This window comes from Streptomyces sp. A 4/2, assembly GCF_940670765.1.
Classification (GTDB): Bacteria; Actinomycetota; Actinomycetes; order Streptomycetales; family Streptomycetaceae; genus Streptomyces.
The window spans coordinates 1-20,492 of record NZ_CALNVW010000026.1; the positions used below are offsets into that span (position 1 = coordinate 1).

General features: G+C 69.9%; 22 protein-coding genes. 12 read left to right on the plus strand and 10 right to left on the minus strand.

What is annotated here, in order from left to right; genetic code table 11:
• Both NBY69_RS20180 and NBY69_RS20185 read left to right on the plus strand, forming a co-directional pair.
• A partial coding sequence (locus NBY69_RS20180) for a 2-oxo acid dehydrogenase subunit E2 (protein WP_250302459.1) occupies nucleotides 1-124 on the plus strand: 124 nt, incomplete at its 5' end.
• A gap of 444 nt (nucleotides 125-568) precedes the next feature.
• Nucleotides 569-1,552, plus strand: coding sequence for a protein-glutamine glutaminase family protein (locus tag NBY69_RS20185; RefSeq protein WP_250302438.1), 984 nt, complete (start codon nucleotides 569-571; stop codon nucleotides 1,550-1,552).
• Nucleotides 1,553-1,586: 34 nt separating this feature from the next.
• On the opposite strand, the gene NBY69_RS20190 is transcribed toward NBY69_RS20185, so the two are convergent.
• Nucleotides 1,587-2,639: a Bro-N domain-containing protein gene (locus tag NBY69_RS20190; protein ID WP_250302460.1), complete on the minus strand. Its 1,053-nt coding sequence runs from the start codon at nucleotides 2,637-2,639 to the stop codon at nucleotides 1,587-1,589.
• Nucleotides 2,640-2,862: 223 nt separating this feature from the next.
• On the opposite strand from NBY69_RS20190, the gene NBY69_RS20195 reads away from it, so the two are divergent.
• The gene (locus NBY69_RS20195) at nucleotides 2,863-3,516 is read left to right on the plus strand and encodes a GntR family transcriptional regulator (protein WP_250302439.1); all 654 of its coding nucleotides are present in this window, start codon (nucleotides 2,863-2,865) and stop codon (nucleotides 3,514-3,516) included.
• Complete coding sequence (locus NBY69_RS20200; RefSeq protein ID WP_250302440.1) at nucleotides 3,513-4,826, plus strand: nitrate/nitrite transporter; 1,314 nt, start codon at nucleotides 3,513-3,515, stop codon at nucleotides 4,824-4,826. The genes NBY69_RS20195 and NBY69_RS20200 overlap by 4 nt, the downstream gene beginning before the upstream one ends.
• Nucleotides 4,827-4,854: 28 nt before the next feature.
• Here the strand turns inward: NBY69_RS20200 and NBY69_RS20205 are convergent, their stop codons facing one another.
• Nucleotides 4,855-5,679, minus strand: coding sequence for a maleylpyruvate isomerase family mycothiol-dependent enzyme (locus NBY69_RS20205; RefSeq protein ID WP_250302441.1), 825 nt, complete (start codon nucleotides 5,677-5,679; stop codon nucleotides 4,855-4,857).
• A 179-nt stretch (nucleotides 5,680-5,858) separates the two neighbouring features.
• Here NBY69_RS20205 and NBY69_RS20210 point away from each other — a divergent pair, with 179 nt between their 5' ends.
• Together NBY69_RS20210 and NBY69_RS20215 are read left to right on the plus strand one after the other, a co-directional pair.
• Nucleotides 5,859-6,704, plus strand: coding sequence for a carbon-nitrogen family hydrolase (locus NBY69_RS20210; protein ID WP_250302442.1), 846 nt, complete (start codon nucleotides 5,859-5,861; stop codon nucleotides 6,702-6,704).
• A gap of 67 nt (nucleotides 6,705-6,771) precedes the next feature.
• On the plus strand, nucleotides 6,772-7,155 hold the full coding sequence (locus NBY69_RS20215) for a class I SAM-dependent methyltransferase (protein ID WP_250302443.1): 384 nt from the start codon (nucleotides 6,772-6,774) through the stop codon (nucleotides 7,153-7,155).
• Nucleotides 7,156-7,227: 72 nt separating this feature from the next.
• Here NBY69_RS20215 and NBY69_RS20220 read toward each other — a convergent pair whose 3' ends face one another.
• The gene (locus tag NBY69_RS20220; RefSeq protein ID WP_250302444.1) at nucleotides 7,228-7,752 is read right to left on the minus strand and encodes an LURP-one-related/scramblase family protein; all 525 of its coding nucleotides are present in this window, start codon (nucleotides 7,750-7,752) and stop codon (nucleotides 7,228-7,230) included.
• Nucleotides 7,753-8,140: 388 nt separating this feature from the next.
• On the opposite strand from NBY69_RS20220, the gene NBY69_RS20230 reads away from it, so the two are divergent.
• Together NBY69_RS20230 and NBY69_RS20235 are read left to right on the plus strand one after the other, a co-directional pair.
• A complete protein-coding gene (locus NBY69_RS20230) occupies nucleotides 8,141-8,371 on the plus strand; it encodes a Scr1 family TA system antitoxin-like transcriptional regulator (protein WP_250302445.1) in 231 nt (76 codons plus the stop codon).
• Nucleotides 8,372-8,382: 11 nt separating this feature from the next.
• Nucleotides 8,383-8,580, plus strand: a complete 198-nt coding sequence (locus tag NBY69_RS20235; protein ID WP_250302446.1) for a DUF397 domain-containing protein — start codon at nucleotides 8,383-8,385, stop codon at nucleotides 8,578-8,580.
• A gap of 22 nt (nucleotides 8,581-8,602) precedes the next feature.
• Here the strand turns inward: NBY69_RS20235 and NBY69_RS20240 are convergent, their stop codons facing one another.
• From NBY69_RS20240 to NBY69_RS20250, 3 genes are all read right to left on the minus strand, one after another.
• Nucleotides 8,603-8,767 carry a hypothetical protein gene (locus NBY69_RS20240; RefSeq protein ID WP_250302447.1) on the minus strand — a complete coding sequence of 55 codons (165 nt, stop codon included), beginning with the start codon at nucleotides 8,765-8,767 and terminating at the stop codon, nucleotides 8,603-8,605.
• 113 nt (nucleotides 8,768-8,880) lie between these two features.
• Nucleotides 8,881-9,351: an NUDIX domain-containing protein gene (locus NBY69_RS20245; RefSeq protein WP_250302448.1), complete on the minus strand. Its 471-nt coding sequence runs from the start codon at nucleotides 9,349-9,351 to the stop codon at nucleotides 8,881-8,883.
• 4 nt (nucleotides 9,352-9,355) lie between these two features.
• Nucleotides 9,356-10,096, minus strand: a complete 741-nt coding sequence (locus NBY69_RS20250; protein WP_250302449.1) for a helix-turn-helix domain-containing protein — start codon at nucleotides 10,094-10,096, stop codon at nucleotides 9,356-9,358.
• A gap of 115 nt (nucleotides 10,097-10,211) precedes the next feature.
• Between NBY69_RS20250 and NBY69_RS20255 the strand changes: the two genes are divergently transcribed.
• The 3 genes from NBY69_RS20255 to NBY69_RS20265 are packed head-to-tail and all read left to right on the plus strand — an operon-like array spanning nucleotide 10,212 to nucleotide 12,446.
• Nucleotides 10,212-10,409: a hypothetical protein gene (locus tag NBY69_RS20255; protein ID WP_250302450.1), complete on the plus strand. Its 198-nt coding sequence runs from the start codon at nucleotides 10,212-10,214 to the stop codon at nucleotides 10,407-10,409.
• A 26-nt stretch (nucleotides 10,410-10,435) separates the two neighbouring features.
• Nucleotides 10,436-10,612 carry a hypothetical protein gene (locus tag NBY69_RS20260; RefSeq protein ID WP_250302451.1) on the plus strand — a complete coding sequence of 59 codons (177 nt, stop codon included), beginning with the start codon at nucleotides 10,436-10,438 and terminating at the stop codon, nucleotides 10,610-10,612.
• A 34-nt stretch (nucleotides 10,613-10,646) separates the two neighbouring features.
• Nucleotides 10,647-12,446 (plus strand): NHL domain-containing thioredoxin family protein, encoded by a 1,800-nt coding sequence (locus tag NBY69_RS20265; RefSeq protein WP_250302452.1) that lies wholly within the window; start codon nucleotides 10,647-10,649, stop codon nucleotides 12,444-12,446.
• 105 nt (nucleotides 12,447-12,551) lie between these two features.
• Here the strand turns inward: NBY69_RS20265 and NBY69_RS20270 are convergent, their stop codons facing one another.
• The 4 genes from NBY69_RS20270 to NBY69_RS20285 form a co-directional block, all read right to left on the minus strand.
• Complete coding sequence (locus NBY69_RS20270) at nucleotides 12,552-13,310, minus strand: DUF4232 domain-containing protein (protein ID WP_250302453.1); 759 nt, start codon at nucleotides 13,308-13,310, stop codon at nucleotides 12,552-12,554.
• Between the two features lie 119 nt (nucleotides 13,311-13,429).
• On the minus strand, nucleotides 13,430-16,081 hold the full coding sequence (locus tag NBY69_RS20275) for a BTAD domain-containing putative transcriptional regulator (RefSeq protein ID WP_250302454.1): 2,652 nt from the start codon (nucleotides 16,079-16,081) through the stop codon (nucleotides 13,430-13,432).
• 337 nt (nucleotides 16,082-16,418) lie between these two features.
• Nucleotides 16,419-17,714 (minus strand): M18 family aminopeptidase, encoded by a 1,296-nt coding sequence (locus NBY69_RS20280; RefSeq protein WP_250302455.1) that lies wholly within the window; start codon nucleotides 17,712-17,714, stop codon nucleotides 16,419-16,421.
• Nucleotides 17,715-18,028: 314 nt separating this feature from the next.
• Nucleotides 18,029-19,855 carry an acyl-CoA dehydrogenase gene (locus NBY69_RS20285; RefSeq protein ID WP_250302461.1) on the minus strand — a complete coding sequence of 609 codons (1,827 nt, stop codon included), beginning with the start codon at nucleotides 19,853-19,855 and terminating at the stop codon, nucleotides 18,029-18,031.
• Nucleotides 19,856-20,019: 164 nt separating this feature from the next.
• On the opposite strand from NBY69_RS20285, the gene NBY69_RS20290 reads away from it, so the two are divergent.
• Complete coding sequence (locus NBY69_RS20290; RefSeq protein ID WP_250302456.1) at nucleotides 20,020-20,469, plus strand: SseB family protein; 450 nt, start codon at nucleotides 20,020-20,022, stop codon at nucleotides 20,467-20,469.
• Nucleotides 20,470-20,492 lie beyond the last annotated feature (23 nt).

Sequence of the window (20,492 nt, forward strand, 5' to 3'; positions counted from 1 at the left end):
CCAGGTCACCACCCTGGCGCTCTCCTTCGACCACCGCCTCATCGACGGCGAACTCGGCTCGAAGTTCCTCGCCGACATCGCAGCAGTCCTGGAACAGCCGAAGCGGCTGATCACCTGGGCGTAGCCGGGCGCAGTGGCCCGAGCAGCTGACCGGCCCCCGGACGCGAGACGCGTCCGGGGGCCGCGCTGTGTGCACGGCCCCGCGCACTCGACCAGGGCGCTCGGGACCACATCGGCCCAGGTCGGCGAGGCCCGTTGTCGCGTGGCGGACGATGGACGTGACGGGTCCCGCTGTCCGGATGACGCCCGCCGCGTGGGACGCGTTTCGTGTCCACATAGCGAGCTGCGCAACTTCCTGACCGCCGACGACCGGACACAGTGGTCGGAATCCTGCCCACTCTCCACAGATGTGGCGGACGGATTGCCCCGGAGGTCTGCCCTGGTGGACGGTGACAGGCCCCGCCGGAGTCCGTGATGATGGAAGGTCAGCCCGTCGTACGGCGGAGAAGGGGAGCGGTTGATGCGCCGGTCGGCTCGTGACGAGACATATGCGCGGGGGACAGCCCGCGTGCTGAAGCCCGCTCCGGACCGGGCGGGACACCCGACCGCGCGGCCGGGTTCCCCCCGGCCCACCCACCCCTCGGACGTGCCGGCGTTCGGGGGCAGTGCGGGCAATGCGGCGGTCAACGCGGTGATCCAGCGCATGCAGGCGCCGGGCGACAAGCGCAAGAGGTCCGGATCACCGGAGGGCCAGGAGCCGTCGAAGCAGGTGCGGGAAGCCGCGTCGTCCTCCTCGGATGTGGAGACTTCCTCCGAGGAGGAAGTGGAGGATCCGTTCTCGGCGCGGAACGTGCACCAGCTCGGCAACGAGCAGGACCGGTTGACCGGACTGCTGGAGCAGATGGACGAAAAGGGTGCTCCCGAGCACATCAAGCAGACCGTTGTGGACAAGCTGGCCATTCTTTCCCTGCTGCGGAACCTGGCTCCCATGCGGTCGGTGGAGACCGTGCACGAGGCCATCAGGCTCGTCAGCAGGAAACCGGACAGCCCGGCGAAGTCCAAGTATCTGGCGAAGCTCGACGATCAGCTCACCTTCCTTGCCGAGGAGCTTCCATCCGCAGGCCCTCCGAGCGCAAAGACCCTCCAGGACATGTGGCCGCAGCTTGCTCCCGCCTTCGGCAGCGGCGGTCAGGTGGGACAGGACGGTTGTGAGGACCGGGCCCACGCGATCTGCCTGGCCATCGCCCAGCGTTCCCCGGCGATCGCCGCCCACCAACTCTCGAAGCAGTGGGCCACGTCTTCAGGCGCCCGGCTGAACGCGAGTCACCAGTGGAACCACCACGTCGCGGCCTCGGTGACGACCACGGACGGGGTCATGGTCATCGATCCGATCTTCTCCCGCTCGGGTCCGATCGAGCTGAGCCAGTGGATCAACCGCGTTCAGGTGGACCGGAGGAACGTTCACCAGACCGCCTGGGGATTCCTCGGCAAACCGGGTCCGGACAACAAGCCGGACGAGAACAGCGCCGTGGAGTACGTGCCGATGTCCTGAATTCCGGCAAGTCCGGTGTGTGACGCCGCCACCTTCAACCGAGATCGAGGCCGAGGCTGACGGCCGTCGGGTTCAGTACGTACACCGGAGCCCCTTCCGGCGATGCCCCGGCCGGGTGGATGCAGGCGTGTTTGCGCATGAACCGCAGGCACTCGTTGACGCGGTGGACCGACAGGCCGGTCTTGGCCGCGATGGATTCCAGGGGCATCCGCAGCTCGCCGTCGTCGGCCAGGGCCGGGGCGATGGTGACGGCCACGGCCCAGACGTCCTCGGTCACCGACATACGCGTCTTCCAGCTCGCCAGTACGGCTTCCGCCGTGGGGCGTTCGGGGCGAGGGCCCGGTGCCGGTGCCGGTGTCGGTCCCGGTTGCGCTGGACGCCGTTCGCCCAGCCGGTCCGCGATCCGCCTGGTGGACTGAGCGGTGGCCTGCTGTGCGACGCCCAACTCCCGCTGGGCGAAGAGCATCTCCCTCTGCACGGAAAGGGTTTCGCGTTGCAGGGCGAGATGTTCTCGCTCCATCGCGAGGCGTTCACGCTGTACGGCTGCGAATTCTTCGTCCAGCCGCATGTTGCGTTCCTCCAGGCGGACGATCGCTTCTGCGACCTGTTCCGGTATGGCGTAGGTGACAGGACCGGACGTAGGTAGCGGCTCGGCCTCAACTGTGGGCAAGGAGTAGGACCCCTCCCGCTGGACTGTCCTGATCACTTCGGCGACCCACTTCTTGAACGGCCTGCACTCCGGCCGCCTGCAGGCGTTGACCAGGAGGATCACCCCTTGGAGATTGATGAGTTGCAGATCTCGTCGCCACTCTCTACCTGCGGGAATGCTGAGACAGTGTCGTCCCGACACTGTCTCAAGAAAGTCTCGATGTTCTTCGGGCACGTGGTCGACAAGCGCGTTCCGGGTTGTGGTGTACCCCAGGTGCTTGCAGACATCGACAGCCGGAAACCAGTGACTCCCGTCCGGCATCGTCAGCCGCCTGATCCGCGCCCCCGTCGCCCCGTACACGAAGTCGCTGATGTCGATCGCGTCGGGCCGCGCAGCCGGTTCCGACCGCTTGCTGTGATCGATGTTGTGATCGCTCATGCGAACCACCTCCACGCGGAACGTAGAGCCGGCCAAAGCGCATATGCCAGCGGACGCCGCAATGTTCATGATTGTGAGTGAAAGGGGCGGATTCTGCTGCGGAGGATCGCCATTAACCGTATGAAGAGCTGATTGGCCCCCGGTTGCGTCCGCGACGCGACCACCCGTCCCATCATCCGGACGGCCCTCCCCGACGCATACCTGTTGTATCTATGCTGTGCGCATGCCCATCGCTCCACTGAAACAGCCCCCCGCCGCCGAGCGCGTCTACGCGCACGTCAAGCAGGCCGTACTCGACCGTCACTACGAGGGCGGCACTCTCCTCACCGAGGGTGAGCTCGCCGAGGCCGTGGGGGTGTCCCGTACGCCCGTGCGTGAGGCGCTGCTCAAGCTGGAGGTCGAGGGGCTCATCAAGCTGTACCCGAAGAAGGGCGCCCTGGTCCTCGCCGTTTCCGCGCAGGAGATCCACGACGTCGTCGAGACCCGGCTGCTGGTCGAGGAATTCGCCGCCCGCAAGGCCGTACCCGCCGCGCCCCGGCTCATCGAGCGGCTGGCCGAGCTGCTGGCCGAGCAGACCGCGCAGGTGGAGTCCGGCGATCTGGCCGCGGCCGCGCGCACCGACCGCTGTTTCCATGCGGAGATCGTCCGCAGCGCCGGGAACGAGATCCTGTCCCGGCTCTACGACCAGCTGCGCGACCGGCAGCTGCGCATGGGCGTCGCCGTTCTCCACGCGCATCCCGACCGGACCGCCACCACGCTCGCCGAGCACGGCGAGATCCTCGAAGCCCTGCGCGGCGGGGACGCCGACGGCGCCGTCGCCGTGGTCCGCCGGCACGTGACCCGGATCCGGAACCTGGCCCGCGGGGAGGACCGATGAGCGCCGTCACACCCGGTGATCCGCCCGGCATACCCGGCGATCCCCCCGGTGGCCGGCGCGCCGTCGCCGTGTGGTCGATCGGCGTCGCCGTCTACTTCGTGGCGATCGTCTTCCGTACCAGCCTGGGTGTGGCGGGCCTGGACGCCGCCGACCGTTTCCACGTCAACGCCTCGGCCCTGTCCACCTTCTCCATACTCCAGCTGCTCGTCTACGCGGGGATGCAGATACCCGTCGGCCTGCTCGTCGACCGGCTCGGCACCAAGAAGGTGCTGACCATCGGGGTGGTGCTGTTCACGCTGGGTCAGCTCGGCTTCGCCCTCTCGCCCACGTACGGAACGGCCCTCGCCTCCCGCGCCCTGCTCGGCTGCGGTGACGCCATGACCTTCATCAGCGTGCTGCGGCTCGGCAGCCGCTGGTTCCCCGCGCGGCGCGGCCCGATGGTGGCCCAACTCGCCGGTCTGGTCGGCATGGCGGGCAACCTGGTCTCGACCGTCGTCATCTCCCGGACGCTGCACGGCCTCGGCTGGACCGCCACCTTCGCGGGCAGCTCGCTCGCCGGGGTGCTCGTCCTGGTCGTGATGCTGCTCTTCCTGAAGGACCACCCCGAGGGCTTCGAACCGCCGCCCGCCCAGCACGCCGGAGCCGCCTCCGTGCGTCGGCAGATCGCCGCCTCCTGGCGTGAGCCCGGCACCCGGCTGGGGATGTGGGTGCACTTCACCACCCAGTTCCCCGCGATGTTCTTCCTGCTGCTGTGGGGGATGCCGTTCCTCGTCGAGGCTGAGCATCTGTCCCGGTCCACCGCGGGTGAACTGCTCACCCTGATCGTGCTCTCGAACATGGCCGTGGGCCTGGTGTACGGGCAGATCATCGCCCGGCACCAGGGCGCGCGCGCCCCGATCGCCCTGTCCACGGTGGGCGCCACCGCACTGTTCTGGGCGGCCACCCTCGCCTACCCCGGCGACCGCGCGCCGATGTGGCTGCTGCTGACCCTGTGCACCGTGCTCGGTGCCTGCGGCCCCGCCTCGATGATCGGCTTCGACTTCGCGCGCCCCGCCAACCCGCCGGAGCGCCAGGGCACCGCGTCCGGCATCGTCAACATGGGTGGTTTCGTCGCCTCGATGACGACGCTGCTCGTGGTCGGCATCCTGCTGGACGCGACCGACGACAACTACCGGATCGCCTTCTGTTCCGTCTTCGTCCTGGAGGCGCTGGGCGTCACCCAGATCCTCCGGTTGCACCGGCGCACCACGCGACGGGAGAGCGAGCGGCTGGTGACCAGCCGGGTGGAGGCGGTGCACGTCCCGGCGTAGGCCCGCTCGCCACGCGCCCGGCAGTGGCTTACGGCGTCACCGCGAACGCCTGGAGGATCGCCGCCGCCAACTCCTGGTCGCCCTCGGCCTTGATCTGGTCGGCGACCGCCGTCGGCCGGACCCGCCCGCAGGCCAGCCGGAAGTAGATGTCCCAGTCCATGGCGATCGTCACCGCGGGACCCAGCGAGGGCGAACCGTCGACCGTGCCCTTGCCCTCGGCGTCCACCCGGACCGTACGCATGAACTCGACGTCCCCGGTGATGTCGAAGACGACCGCGGAACCGTGCGGCGCGCCCGCCTCCTTGGCGACCACCTTCGGCAGCCCCTGTACCAAGACGTCACGGGCGACGTAGGCGCCCGCCGAGTCCAGATTGCCCGGCTTGCCCAGTGTGGTGCGCAGATCCTGCTCGTGCACCCAGACGTCGAACGCGCGCATCCGCATGGCCAGTTCCAGGGTCTGCTCCGCACCGAGCGGCGCGCGGACCATGGTGTCCGGCTTCCGGGTCTCGTTCCGCAGCTGCCGCGAGCGCCGGATGATCGTGTACTCCAGGTCCGCCGTCATCTCCGGCGAGGTGTGGTGGCGCCGTACGTCGACCTGCATCTCCATGTACCGCTGGAGGTCGGTCTTCACATGGAACAGGTCGCGCGGCAGCGTATGGATCGGCCGCGGATCCCCGAGCATTTCGCTCTCCATGCCGATGATGTGGGAAATGATGTCCCGGACGGACCAGTTGGGGCAGGGGGTACCGCGGTTCCACTCGCCCTCGACGAGTGGCGTCACCAACCCGACTATGGCCTCTACGGACTCGGTCCAGGCGTCGGCATAGGTCTGAAGGCTTGGATGGACAGTCACGGGACCCCTCGGAGCGGTGTTCTGCGGTACGGCGGCGTGGTGGTGTCTGAGGCGCTGCTGGGGGTCCTGGGGGCATCCCCCGGAAAGGCACAGTACGCTGCCCAGTGGCACCCCGGCAGTGCTTTCGTGTGACGATCGTAGGCCCGCGTTGACGGCTCGAATGCCAGGACGGTGGTAGTGTGCGCGCCTCTCTCCTCCAGATCGCTGTGAATCCAGCCGAATCGCCCGATTCGCGCCGCTTGCGGGTGGCGGATCTCGTACGGGAACAGTCGGGTGCGGATTTCGTCGTCCTGCCCGAGCTCTGGCCGGTGGGCGCCTTCGCGTTCGAGTCGTTCGCGGCCGAGGCCGAACCGCTCGACGGCCCCACGCACGAGGCGATGGCGAAGGCGGCATCCGACGCGGCGGTCTGGCTGCACGCGGGCTCGATCGTGGAGCGCGCTCCGGACGGATCGCTCTACAACACCTCCCTGGTCTTCTCCCCCGAGGGCGAGCGGGTCGCCGTCTACCGCAAGATCCACCGCTTCGGCTTCGACAAGGGCGAGGCGGTCCTGATGGCGGCGGGCGAGCAGCCGGTGACGGTGGACCTCCCGGCGGCCACGGTCGGCCTGGCGACCTGTTACGACCTGCGCTTCCCCGAACTCTTCCGTGCGCTCACCGACGCGGGCGCCCAGCTCCTGGTGATCCCGGCGGGCTGGCCCGAACGCCGCCGCGCCCACTGGACGCTGCTCGCGCAGGCCCGCGCGGTGGAGAACCAGTCGTACGTCCTGGCCTGCGGCACCGCCGGTACGCACGCGGGCGTCCAGCAGGCGGGCCACAGCATCGTCGTCGACCCGTGGGGCGAGGTGCTGGCCGAGGCGGGTGCCGACGAGCAGGTCCTGACGGTGGAGCTGGATCCGTCACTCGTCGCCAGGACCCGCGAGCAGTTCCCGGCCCTGAAGGACCGGAGGCTGGGCCTGGCCCCGCCGTCACTGTCACCGGCACAGTCACCACTGTCATCGGCACAGTCACCGCAGCACCGGAGCTGACGAGCCCTTGAGCTGACGCGACGGCGGTGCGGACCGGGCGCAACGGTGGCCCGGTCCGGGCACTACGGTGGCCCGCCATGACCGAACCCGCACGGCCCTCGACATCGAGGACGCCGCACTGCGCGGCGTGGTCGCCTGGTACTCCGTCATCCACACGCCGCCCGAGCTGCTGCCGGGGGTGTTCGCCGAATTCCACCGGGTGCTGGCGCCGGGCGGCCGACTGCTGCTCGCCTTCAAGGCGGGCGACGAACTCCGCCACCTGGACCACGCCTACGGCCACCCCCTGTCGCTCGACGTCCACTGGCTGCCGCCGGACCGGGTCGCCGACATGCTCGCCGGGGCGGGATTCACGGTGGAGTCCCGGCTGCTGCGCGAGGCGAACCGGGACGAGAAGGGTCCGCAGGCGTACATGATGGCCACCAAGTCCCCCGGACAGCCGCGAGATTACTGAGACGGCGAGATCACGGCCCCCGAAGGGGCCGTTGCCCGACCCGGTGCACCGGCGTCAGTGCTCCCCCCGGCGTCAGTGCCCCTCGTGCTCCTTCTCGTGCTTTTCGTGCTTCTCGTGCTCTTTCTCGTGCATGTGGATCACGGAGACCGCGATGGCGATCATCAGCGCCGGGTCGGAGTCCTCACGGACCACATTGACCGCGTACGCGTCGCGCACGCTGAACCACTTCTTCGAGATGTCGGCCAGCAGCTCGTTCTCGTACTCGACCGCGAACTCACGGTCCAGGATGTTCCCGCTGACCTCCAGCTCCGTGCCGTCGACCAGTTTGACGCGGTAGTGGTCGTGCAGCACCGTGAGCTTTTTCTTCCTGACGGTGGCGATCTCCTCGCCGTCCCGCTTCAGGGTCATGGTGTCGCTGATGGCGATCAGCTTCTCCTTGAGCGTGATCAGCACCCGGTGGTCGAGGTCCTTCAGCTCCAGGGTGTCCCGGATACGGAGAACCTTGCCGTCGACGAGGTAGGCCTTCTGGCCGTGCTCGTCCTCGATCCAGTAGTCCTCACCGATGTCGAAGATGCGGTCGCGCACGAGGAATTTCATGCAGATGACGTTACCGCCAGGCCTGTTGGAGAGCAGTAGCCTGTGGATAACTCGCACCAGACGTACTTCCCGGCGGACCCGAAGGCGGCACCGGTGAGCGGGAACCAGCCCCAGCGGTCGGCGCAGGCCCGTACCAGTCCGAGCACCCGCCCGTGCTCGTCGTCGGTGCCCGGAGTGTACGGGTCCGGCGGCCTGGGGTCGGTGTCCCAGGCGCCGATACGGAGAGTGCCCTTCGCGCACAACAGGCGCAGTGCGGCCGGTCCCTCGGTGTGGGCGACGGCGTTCCCGATCAGCTCGGAGGCCAGCAGCTCGGCGAGATCGGCGAGGCCGGGCAGGCGGTGCTCGGTGAGGAGAGCAGTCGGAACGTGCGCGGATCGACGTTCGTATCGTGCCGTTCGACCTGGACGGGTTCGCCGGTATCGGGTACCCGATGCTGTTCGCGGGCGGGCCGGTCCCGCAGCTCGACACCGTCCTCGTGGAGACCGCGCACGGGTCGGCGTTCCTGGACGCCGAGGCGCAGTTGCAGCGCTACCGAGGCTTTCTCGCCAGGCTGGAAGACGCGGCGCTGGGAGTCGTAGAGTCCAGAGCCCTCATCTATCAACTGATGCGTCAGATTTGAGAGTTCCGCAGATGACACAACCCTGTGTGTGGCAGAAGTCTTCGTTCTCCGGGGCGGGGGACGGAGGGGAGTGCGTCGAACTCGCCGCCGTGAACGGCACGGTCCGCCTCCGGGAGAGCGACGCCCCCGCTGACATACTCACGGCCACTCCTGCCGGGCTAGCCTCCCTCATACGGGGATTGCGGGACGAACGTCAGGGCCGGGACTGACTGCCCGCAATTCAGAGGCCGTTCACTCGGCGTCCGCCCTGCCCGACTGCGCAGTGCCGTACATCTCCCTCTCGGCGGCCTCGATCTCCCCCGATGTCAGAGCGCCGTGGATCTCCTCGTTCGCGGCAATCAGCTCTGCGAGGTTGTCTCGTTCGATCTGCCGCCCTGGCCCTGCGGATTCACTCATCCCGTGATTCTGGCAAAGGGGCCCAGAAGAAGTGTGGGGTGAGGTTGCTGGTACGCCCCCTGTGATCCGGAGCAAGGCCGCTCACTCGGTTTGGGCGATCTCTTCCCTCCGGGCTACCCGAGGTACGGCGTGGGCCGGTGTGCCAGGAAGTGCCGGAGCCGAAGCCGCTGGGTGTGGTGCATGGGTAGCGCGTCGAGTTCGGCCGGTGCCACGAAGCGGAGTTGGGTGCTCTCGTCCGAGATGGCAAGAGTGCCACCGACGACGCGCGCCGTGAAGCACACGTTGAACTGCCGCCGAACCTCCCCGTCGCTGTACGCGATGACGTGCCGAGGATCGGTGTACGTGCCGACAAGCCCCGTGATCTCGACATCGAGTCCGGTTTCTTCCTTCACTTCCCGGACGGCCGTTCCGGGCAGCGAATCCCCCATGTCCATCCCACCGCCGGGCAGCGCCCACAAGTCGTTGTCACGGCGCCGCTGGAGCAGGATGTGTCCCTGGCCGTCGGTCACCACGGCGGAGGCCGCCACCACCAGGCTGTTGGGCTCCGGCGCGTTCGGGTCGTCGTAGTACTCGGTCCGTGCCATCGGCTCACCCTTCCACGGGCCGGGCGGTCTCCCACACGGCGTCGAAGCTGTGCGCGTACGTGTCGAGCATGCCCCCGTCAGCGCTGCGTCGAAGGTGCCATACAGGCGCCCGGTACGCGTTCACGCCCCAGGCGTGAGCATTGACCAACGCCTGGTCGTCCGCCCGGTACAGACTGTTGTAGAGCGCGGTCCCATGTGTCCGCAGTTCGATCCCCGGCACCTTCGCCAAGGGCCCGTAGTGCATGAGCGCCAGGCGGCAGCGGGATTCGATGCCATGCCCGAACTCCTCCTCCCGCCCGCGCTGCCGGACGGTCTCACTGTCGGCGTCACCCACGGCGATCCTGACGGCGCAGCCTTCCGCGGCTCGCTCCCGGAGAAGATCGTTGAAGCGGGGGTACGCCTCATGCAGGAACACGGCTGCGTACACGAGCACGTCGATGCGTTCCCGCGCGGCTGCGAAGAGATCCACGAACACGGACACGGGCAGGTCTGCCCGCTGGTCGTACAGGGCCACAAGTTCTTGGCTGACGGCCCGCGCCGCACGAGGCTGTCGTAGCGCCGGCCAGAGGGCGTGGACATCCTCGCCGAGTCTGTGTGCGGCTTTGAGTGCAGTCGTCCGACGCGGTGTACGACCGAGATTGACCCAGCGTTCCACGGATTTCGGATCGACATCTGTCGCGCAGGCCAAGGACGCGTGCGTCCATCCGCCGGAGGCCATCGCAGCCCTCAGGCGTTCGTTCGACATGGACGGTGCCTCCTGACTGTGGGCATTTCCTGGGACGTTCAGCAGTTGCGGGACGTCCCGAAGTGGGAAACGTACGAGGTTCCTCCGTCCGTGCGCAGGAAGCGACGATCGCTGCATGACAGAGCCGACGACGTACAGCACCGCACCGGTGGAACTGCCGATGTGCACGGATCGTGAGCCGACCCCGGTGGCAGGGTGCGTCGGCTGCGGTGAACTGGCTGAGATGCGTGCGCGTGCGCGGGCAGTGGGCGACATGACGACGGTGTCCGACTGCAACGTCTTCATGCGGAGGCATCCGGAGGGGCACGAGTGATCACGCGGGCCGATATCGGTCAGCGTGTGGAGGACGTAGCGGGGCGTGTCGGCATCCTGCGGGACGTGATCGGGGACTACGAAGACCCCGCTGAGGCTCCCGGGAAGCGCCGTAAGCGGGCTGTCGCGTTCCTGTGGCCCGAGGGCGGAGGACGGGAGTGGTCCGTACCGCCCGCAGACGTGACCCGCGTCGTACGGCCGTGATCCGGCCGTCACGGCCGGATGGCACCCTTGAAGCATGAACGATGCGACCCCAGCCCCCGCCACCCCCCGCCGCGCCCGAGTCCGCGCCCCCGAGCTGATCGGCAAGGGCGGCTGGCTCAACACCGGTGGGGTCGACTACACCCTCGCTGACCTGCGAGGGCGCATCGTCATTCTCGATTTTTGGACGTTCTGCTGCATCAACTGCCTGCACGTCCTCGACGAGCTGCGCGAGCTGGAGCAGAAGCACAGCGACACCGTCGTGATCATCGGCGTGCACTCCCCGAAGTTCGTGCACGAGGCCGACCACGAGGCCGTCGTCGACGCCGTCGAGCGGTACGGGGTGCATCACCCCGTGCTCGACGACCCCGAGCTGGCCACCTGGAAGCAGTACGCCGTCCGGGCCTGGCCGACGCTCGTCGTCATCGATCCCGAGGGGTACATCGTCGCGCAGCACGCCGGCGAGGGGCATGCGCACGCGATCGAGACGCTGGTCACCGAGCTGGAGGCCGAGCACGGGGCCAAGGGGACGCTGCGGCGCGGGGACGGGCCGTACGTCGCGCCCGAGCCGGTCGCGACCGATCTGCGGTTCCCCGGGAAGGTCCTCGCGCTGCCGGGCGGGAATCTGCTGGTCTCGGACACCACCCGGCATCAGCTGGTCGAGCTGGCGCCGGACGGCGAGACCGTCGTACGGCGGATCGGCGGGGGTGGTGTCTTCAACGAGCCGCAGGGGCTGGCGCTGCTGCCCGACGGGAAGGTCGCGGTCGCCGACACCGTGCACCACGCCGTCCGTACCTACGACCCGGAGAGCGGCGACATCGAGCTGATCGCCGGGACCGGGAAGCAGTGGTGGCAGGGCGCGCCGACCAGCGGGCCCGCCACCGAGGTCGCGCTGTCGTCGCCCTGGGACCTCGCTTGGTTCGGCGGGCGGCTGTGGATCGCGATGGCGGGGGTGCACCAGCTCTGGACGTACGACCCGGGGACCGGAACCGTCGAGGTCGCCGCCGGGACCACCAACGAGGGGCTCGTCGACGGACCGGCCGCCGAGGCCTGGTTCGCGCAGCCGTCCGGGCTCGCGGCCACCGCGGACCGGCTGTGGATCGCCGACTCGGAGAACTCCGCACTGCGGTGGATCGACCTCGAAGGGGCCGTGCACACCGCCGTCGGCACCGGGCTCTTCGACTTCGGGCACCGGGACGGCGACGCCGGACAGGCGCTGCTCCAGCACCCGTTGGGGGTGACCGCGCTGCCCGACGGTTCGGTGGCGGTGTGCGACACGTACAACCACGCGCTGCGCCGCTACGACCCGGCCACCGGTGAAGTGACCACGCTGGCCACGGATGTGCGGGAGCCGAGCGACGCGGTGCTCGTCGGGGACGACATCGTGGTGGTGGAGTCGGCGCGGCACCGGCTGACCCGGCTGCGGCTGCCCGAGGAGGCCGTACAGGTGGAGAGCGTCGCGCACCGTACGCAGCGGGCCGCCACCGATGTGGCGCCGGGGAAGCTCCGGGTGGACGTGATCTTCCAGGCGCCCGCGGGCCAGAAGCTGGACCTGCGGTACGGCCCGTCCACCCGGCTGCTGGTCTCCTCGACCCCGCCGGAGCTGCTGGCCGCCGGGGACGGGGCAGGTACGGATCTCTTCCGTGACCTGGAGCTGAACCCGGACGTCACCGAGGGGATCCTGCACGTGTCGGCGATGGCCGCGTCCTGCGACGACGACCCTGCCAACGAGTACCCGGCCTGCCATGTGCACCAGCAGGACTGGGGCGTCCCCGTCCGTGTCACGGAGGAGGGGACGGCCCGGCTGCCGCTGGTGCTCGCGGGGATGGACGGCTGACCAGCCGTGACTTGCGGGGGATGGACGGCTGGTCAGCCGCGTCTGTGAGGGGACCAGCCGTGCGCTCGGGCGGCGGACGGCTGGTCGACTACCTTCAGGGACAGGTCAGTTGTACTCGGGGCTGAAGGGACCGGCCGTGAAGCCCTTGCCGCAGATGTTCAGCGTGGCGGACTTGCCCTCGATGTCCTTCACGAGCACCGCGGTCCGGTTCTCCGTACGGGGCAGGACGACGTCGACCATGCCGCTCTGGATGTGGCACTTGTAGCGGTCGCTCGCGGCACCCGTGTAGTTGGTGTCGCTGTACTTGACCGCGACCACCGCGTGCTGCCCCGGCTTGATGGTGAACGACTGCCCGGCGTTCGCGCTGTCCGTGGACCGCAGCTCGGCGCCGCTCTTGGCGGTGGCGAAGAGGAGCGGGGTGCCGTTGAGGAGGCAGGAGGTCTTGGACGTGTTCGTGACCTCCAGGGCCGCGCCCTTGCCCTTGGCCTGGGACAGGTCGTGACCGGCGTCGATGGTGAAGCCGAAGCTGAGCTTCCCGGCGGTGCAGTCGGTGCGGTCGGAACCGGTGCCGCCCGAGCCGCCGGTGGCTCCGGCCTTGCCGGTGGTGGACGCGTTGGTGCCCGACGCGGTCTTCGACGACGTACCGCTCCCACCGGACTTGCCCGAGGCGTCCGAGGTGTTCGCGGCGTCCTTGGCGTCCTTGGTGCCCGCCGTGTTCGCGGTGTCGGCGCCCGACTTGGTGGAATCCGACTTGGTGGTGTCCGACTTGGCGGTGCTGTCACTGCCACTGCAGGCCGTCAGGCCGAGCGAGAGGGCGAGCAGGGCGGTCGCGGCGAGTGCGGTGTTCCTGCGGTACGTACGCATGTGGTTCCCCCGGTGGTGAACTGGTCGGTCGCGGTGTGCTGCCAGGCCCCGCGGCCCCGCCGCGTATCCCCTGGTGACTCCAGCTTCCGGGGGGCCGCTGTCGCCCGGCTTGCGTACCGCTAACGATCCGCTGACAGCCCGGTCAGCCGTTCCTGGGCCAGTGCCGCTCCGTCCAGGAATCCCACCGCGCAGGCCTCCCGCGAGGCCGCTTCGAGCTGCGCCCTGGCCTCGTCGGTGCGGTCCAGTGCGGCGAGCGCCGCACCGTACGTGGTGCGCAGCAGGACGCGGCTCGCCGCCGCCTCGGGGGAGGTCCCGAGGCCCAGGGCGCGGACGGCGTGCTCCGCGGCCAGGTCGTACGCGCCGGTGGCCAGGCAGTGGTCGGCCAGGTGCTGGAGGGCGAGCATCTCGGTCGGCGGGTGGTGCGCGTCGACGGCCAACGCCCGTGCCTGGTCGAGGAGTTCACCGGCGCGCTGGTGGTCGCCGGTGGAGTCGAGCACGACCGCCAGATTGAGCAGGGCGATGGCCTCGCTGATCACGTCGCCCGCCTGCGCGGCCAGGGTGGGGGCCTGTTCCAGGTGGACGAGGGCTTCCGCGTCCCGGCCGTCCATGTGCAGCACCCAGCCGAGCAGGGCGTGGGTACGCGACCGGGCGTCGGGGTCCGCCTCGTGGCGGGCGGACACCAGGGCGCGTTCGAGGAGCGGGACCCAGCCGTCCCTGACCCGCCAGAGGATCAGCGGCCACTGGAGCAGCGCCAGCCGCCAGGCGCGGTCGTGCAGTCCGGCGTCGGCGGCGGCCTCGACGGCGCCCTCCAGCGCGGCCCGCTCGGCCTCGTACCAGGCGAGCGCGGCGGACCGGTGCTGGAACTCCCGGATCGCGGGCGGCCGTCGGGCGCCGGTGGGCAGGGCGCAGCACGGCTGGCTGCCCGGCTCGGCGGCGGCCCCGGCGGCGAGCGCGGTGTACAGGTAGTGGTCGAGGAGCCGGGGCAGCCCCTCGGGGTCGGCCTCCGGGGCGAGTGCGCGGGCGTAGAGCCGTACGAGGTCGTGCAGCGTGTAGCGGCCGGGCGCCGCCTCGGTGACCAGGTGGGCGGCGGCGAGCAGGTCCAGGGCGGCTGCGGCCTGCTCGGGGGAGGTTCCGGCGAGCGCGCCCGCGGTGTAGCGGTCCAGGTCGGGGCCGGTGTGCAGGCCGAGGCAGCGGAACATCCGCCCGGCCTTGGCCTGTAGTTGCTGCACGGTGAGGCGCAGGGCGGCCGAGACTCCGGTGTCGTCGATGGCGAGGAGGCTCAGCCGGTTCTGTTCGTCGGCCAGCTCACCGGCCATGGCGTCCAGCGTCCACTGCGGGCGTCCGGCCAGCCGGGCGGCGGTGACCCGCAGGGCGAGCGGGAGCCCGTCGCAGAGGGCGGCCAGCTGTGCGGCGGCGGCCGGTTCGGCCGCGACCCGTTCCTCGCCGAGCACGGCGGCGAGCAGCGCCGCCGAGTCCGCGGCGGGCAGATGGTCCAGCGGTACGGGCCGGGCGGCGTCCGAGGCGATGAGGCCGCTGAGCCGGTCGCGGCTGGTGACCAGGGTGACGCAGTGGTCCCCGCCGGGCAGCAGCGGGCGGACCTGTTCGGAGTTGCGGGCGTTGTCCAGGACGACGAGGAGCCGCAGGGTGCCGGTCAGCGTCCGGTACAGCGCGCCCATCGAGTCGCTCGTCGCCGGTATCCGCTGGGCGGGGACGCCCAGTGCGAGCAGGAACTCCCGCAGTACGGCGTGGGTTTCGAGCGCCGGGGTGTCGCTGAAACCGCGGAGGTCGGCGAAGAGCCGTCCGTCGGGGAAGTCGGCGCGCCGCTCGTGCGCCCAGTGCACGGTCAGGGCCGTCTTGCCCACCCCGGCGGGTCCGGTGACCAGGCAGACCGGGCTGTCGTCGGAGGCCGCCGCGCGGGCCAGCGCGCCGCGTTCGTCGCCGCGGCCGGTGAAGCCGCGGGGCGCCCGGGGCAGCAGATCGGGCACCCGCGGGCGGGCGGAGAGGGCGGCGTCTCCGCGCGGCGGTGCGGATTCCTTCGCGCGCAGGATGGTGGTGTAGGCGCCGGTGAGCGTGGGGCCCGGGTCGATGCCCAGTTCGTCGGCGAGGAGCCTGCGGGTGCGGTGGTACCAGTCCAGCGCGTCCGACTGCTGGCCGGAACGGCTGAGCGCCAGCATCAGGGCGGCGGCCAGGGATTCCCGCAGCGGGTGGACGACGGCCTCGGTGCGCAGCACGGCCGCCGCCTGTCCGTGCTCGCCGAGCTGCCCGTACGCGTCGGCGAGCGCCTCCACCGAGCTGAGCCGCAGCTCCTCCAGGGCGTGCGCGGCGGCTTCGAGGGGTGCGCTGGCCACGGTCCCGGTGAGCGCGGGCCCCTGCCACAGCGACAGTGCCTCGCGCAGCATCAGTACGGCGTCGGTGGGCTGGCGCTGGGCCCGGGAGAGCGACACCAACTCCTCGAAGCGGTGGGCGTCGAGGAGGGACTCCGGCATCCGGAGCACGTAGGCGGAGCCCTGGGTGGCGAGCTCGACGCCGTACGCCTCGGCGCCGTGCGTGGAGAGCAGCGCGCGCAGCCGGGAGACGTGGCCCTGCAGTACGGTCCTGGCGTGGGTGGGCGGCGCCTCTTCCCAGAGCGCGGCGATCAGCTGTTCCACGGACACGGCCGCGTTGGGCCGCAGCAGCAGGGTCGCCAGGACGCCGGCGCGCTTGGCGGGTCCCAGCGGGAGGTCGCCGGTCTCCGTCACCACTGCGACTGCCCCGAGCAGGCGGAACTCCACGGCGTCTCCCAGATCCCCGGACCGGCCCCCCGGACAGTTTTCCGAGGATACGTCCCGCGGGCCGGGCGGGATCCGGCAGGATTCGCCCGCCCCTGGTCCGAACCTGCTGATCCGGCGGTACGGTCCGGCTGCTCGGGTCGCCCGGAGCGGCTGTTCCGGGCGGGCGGCGCGGCTGTTCCGGGCGTGCGGGCGCACCCGCCGGTGACCGGAACAGCCGCTCGGCGCGCGGGAGTTCAGCGCATCGGTGTTCAGTGAATCGTGTTCAGCGAACCGGGGGTCAGCGAACCGGAGCTCAGCGAACCGGTGGGCAGCGAACCGGAGTTCAGCGAACCGGGGGTCAGCCCTCCAGGAACGCGACCAGCGCGTTGGCGAGCAGGTACGGGTCGTCGGCTCCGCACAGCTCGCGGGCGCTGTGCATGGAGAGGATCGCGACGCCGATGTCGACGGTCCGGATGCCGTGCCGGGCCGCGGTGATCGGGCCGATGGTGGTGCCGCACGGCATGGAGTTGTTCGAGACGAAGCTCTGCATCGGCACCCCGGCCTTCTCGCAGGCCTCGGCGAACACCGCCCGGCCGCTGCCGTCCGTCGCGTACCGCATGTTGACGTTGACCTTGAGGATCGGTCCGCCGTTGGCGCGCGGGTGGTGCGTGGGGTCGTGGCGCTCGCTGTAGTTGGGGTGCACGGCGTGGCCGGTGTCGGAGGACAGACAGACCGTCCCGGCGAACGCGCGGGCCTTGTCCTCGTAGGCGCCGCCCCGGGCGAAGACCGAACGCTCCAGTACGTTGCCGAGCAGCGGGCCGTCGGCGCCGGTGTCGGACTGGGAGCCGTTCTCCTCGTGGTCGAAGGCGGCCATCACCGGGATGTACGGCAGTTCGTCAGCGGAACCGGCCACGGCGGCCAGCGCGGCCGTGGCGGCGTGCACGGAGAGCAGGTTGTCCATCCGGGGACCCGCGAGCAGCTCGCGGTCGCGGCCCAGGTAGCCGGGGGCCTCGGTGGGGTGGACCATCAGGTCCCAGCCGGTCACGTCCTCGGCCTGGACACCGGCCTCCTCGGCGACGAAGCGGATCAGGTCGCCTTCCTGGACGTCGCCCAGGCCCCAGATCGGCTGCATGTGGCGCTGCTTGTCGAGCTTGAGGCCGTCGGTGTGGACCGAGCGGTCGAGGTGGATGGCGAGCTGCGGCACCCGCAGCAGCGCCCGGTCCACATTGACCAGCCGGTGGCTGCCGTCGCGCAGGGTCAGCCGCCCGGCGAGGCCCAGGTCCCGGTCCAGCCAGGTGTTGAGCAGGGTGCCGCCGTAGATCTCGACGGCCACCTGGCGCCAGCCGTCGCTGCCGGTGTCCGGCAGGGGCTTCACGCGCAGGTTCGGGGAGTCGGTGTGCGCGCCGACGATCCGGTACGGGGTGTGCGGCTGTGCGCTCTCCGGCACGTACCAGGCGACGATCGCGCCACCGCGCAGCACATACTTCCCGCCCGTGGAGGCGTCCCAGGCGTCGGTCTCCGCGACCTGGCGGAAGCCTGCCTTCTCCAGGCGCGCGGCGGCGTTCGCCACGGCGTGGTACGGCGAGGGGCTGGCCGTGAGGAAGGTCATCAGGTCGTCGGTGTGGCCGCGGTCGAAGCGGACGGATGTGCTCATGCAGCCACCCTAACGACCGCGGCTGTGGCCTCGCTTTCGCTGCGGGGACAGGGATGCCCGCCCGGCCCGCGGACGATCTTGGACGTTCTGGGGCCGGGCCGATCCGGGTGACCGGGATGCCGGAATCGCGGGTGCGTGAACTCCGGCTGCCGGGCCGGAAATGGCGGGTGATCGCATACGAAAGCGGGCCAGGGCGCCTGTTCCGGGAACGGGTGGAAGGCGTCCTGGCCCGCTGCCGCGAGGTGCCGCGGGATTTGGGTCAGATTTGGATCAGCGGGCGATCGGATGCTGACCGGACGGTGATCAGCAGGCCGTCAGAAGGCGGCCTCGTCGAGGTCCATCAGGGAGTTGTCGACGGTCTCGGCGAGCGCGCGCTGCGCACTCACGTCCGGCAGGATGTTCGCCGCGAAGAACTTCGCAGCCGCGATCTTGCCCTGGTAGAACGCCTTGTCCTTGGCGGCGGCCGTCGGCAGCTTCTCGCCCGCCACGGCGGCGGACCTGAGCAGCAGGTACGCCACGACGACATCGCCGGAGGCGAGCAGCAGGCGGGTGGTGTTGAGGCCCACCTTGTAGATGTTCTTGACGTCCTCGCCGGTCGAGGTGAGGTCGGTGATCATCGCGCCGACGATCGCCTCCAGGTCCACGGCCGCCTTGGCGAGCTGCTCACGGGCGGCGTGCAGCTCGTCGCCGCCGGTACCGGCCGCCAGGAACTTCTTGATCTCCTCGGAGAGGGTGTTCAGCGCCGCGCCCTGGTCGCGGACGATCTTCCGGAAGAAGAAGTCCTGGCCCTGGATGGCGGTGGTGCCCTCGTAGAGGGTGTCGATCTTGGCGTCCCGGATGTACTGCTCGACCGGGTACTCCTGGAGGTAGCCGGAGCCGCCGAAGGTCTGCAGCGACTGGGCCAGCTGCTCGTACGACTTCTCCGAGCCGTACCCCTTCACGATGGGCAGCAGCAGGTCGTTGAGGCCGTGCAGCGCCTTGGCGTCCTCGCCCGCGGCCTCCTTCTCCTGGATCGCGTCCTGGACGGAGGCGGTGTAGAGGACCAGGGTGCGCATGCCCTCGGCGTACGCCTTCTGCGTCATCAGCGAGCGGCGCACGTCGGGGTGGTGCGTGATGGTGACCTTCGGCGCGGTCTTGTCCATGAACTGCGCGAGGTCGGGGCCCTGGACGCGCTCCTTGGCGTACTCCAGGGCGTTCAGGTAGCCGGTCGAGAGCGTGGCGATGGCCTTGGTGCCCACCATCATCCGGGCGAACTCGATGATGCGGAACATCTGACGGATGCCCTCGTGCTTGTCACCGATCAGCCAGCCCTTGGCGGGGTGCTGGTCGCCGAAGGTCATCTCGCAGGTGTTGGAGGCCTTCAGGCCCATCTTGTGCTCGACGTTGGTGGCGTAGACGCCGTTGCGCTCGCCCAGCTCGCCGGTGGTCCAGTCGAACTCGAACTTCGGGACCATGAAGAGCGAGAGGCCCTTGGTGCCGGGGCCGGCGCCCTCGGGGCGGGCCAGGACGTAGTGAATGATGTTCTCGGACATGTCGTGCTCGCCCGAGGTGATGAAGCGCTTCACGCCCTCGATGTGCCAGGAGCCGTCGTCCTGCTGCACGGCCTTCGTCCGGCCGGCGCCCACGTCCGAGCCCGCGTCCGGCTCGGTGAGGACCATCGTCGAGCCCCACTGCTTCTCGACGGCGATCTCGGCGATCTTCTTCTGCTCCTCGGTGCCCTCCTCGTAGAGGATCCCGGCGAAGGCCGGACCGGAGGAGTACATCCAGATCGCCGGGTTGGCGCCGAGGAGCAGCTCCGCGTACGCCCAGATGAGGGAGCGGGGCGCGGTGGTGCCGCCGATCTCCTCGGGCAGGCCGAGCCGCCAGTACTCGGACTCCATGAACGCCTGGTACGACTTCTTGAAGGTGTCCGGCACGGGTGCGGTGTGGGTCTTCGGGTCGAAGACCGGCGGGTTGCGGTCGGCGTCGGCGTAGGACTCGGCGAGCTCGTTCTCCGCGAGACGGGCCACCTCGTCGAGGATGCTCTTCGCGGTGTCGACGTCCATCTCGGCGAACGGCCCGGTGCCGTACAGCTTGTCGCGGCCGAGGACCTCGAAGAGGTTGAACTCGATGTCGCGGAGATTCGACTTGTAGTGCCCCATGGCGACGGCCCTCTCGTAACGCATACCTGTAACGAATACCAGCAAGTAGCTACGATGATGCTACCCGCCGGTAATAAGTTGCAACCCCCCGAGGCCGAATGTGACGAGGACGGTGGCGGGAACGCCCCTGCGCCGACGTGTCGTTACTCAGTACTCTTGCGCCCATGTACGGCTATGACCAGAACCAGGGCGCCCAGCAGCAGTACGCCGCCCCGCAGCCCGGCTACGGTGCTCAGCCGCTCTACCCCGAGCCCTCGCCGCCCTCGCTCGCCGACGGCGTGCGGGCCTTCACCACCGGGTCGATGGCCGCCGAGGACTTCCAGCAGATCTTCGCCACGTCGAAGGTCTACTGCCCGCGTGGTGACAACCCCGGGTTCCTCGCCCTGCACAACACCCAGCAGCCGGTGATCCCGATGTTCACCTCGCTGAAGGAGCTGCGCAGGTACGCGGGCAAGGAGTCCAAGTACTTCGTGATCACCGGCGCCGAGGTGATCGACCTGCTGCCCACCGGATACGGCTTCGTCCTCGACATGGAGGGTGAGCACCGGATGGTCTTCGACGCGAAGGCCGTGGAGCAGATGGTCGACTTCGCGATGCGGCGCATGTACGGCTGACGCGGCCCGCTCCACCCCTCCGA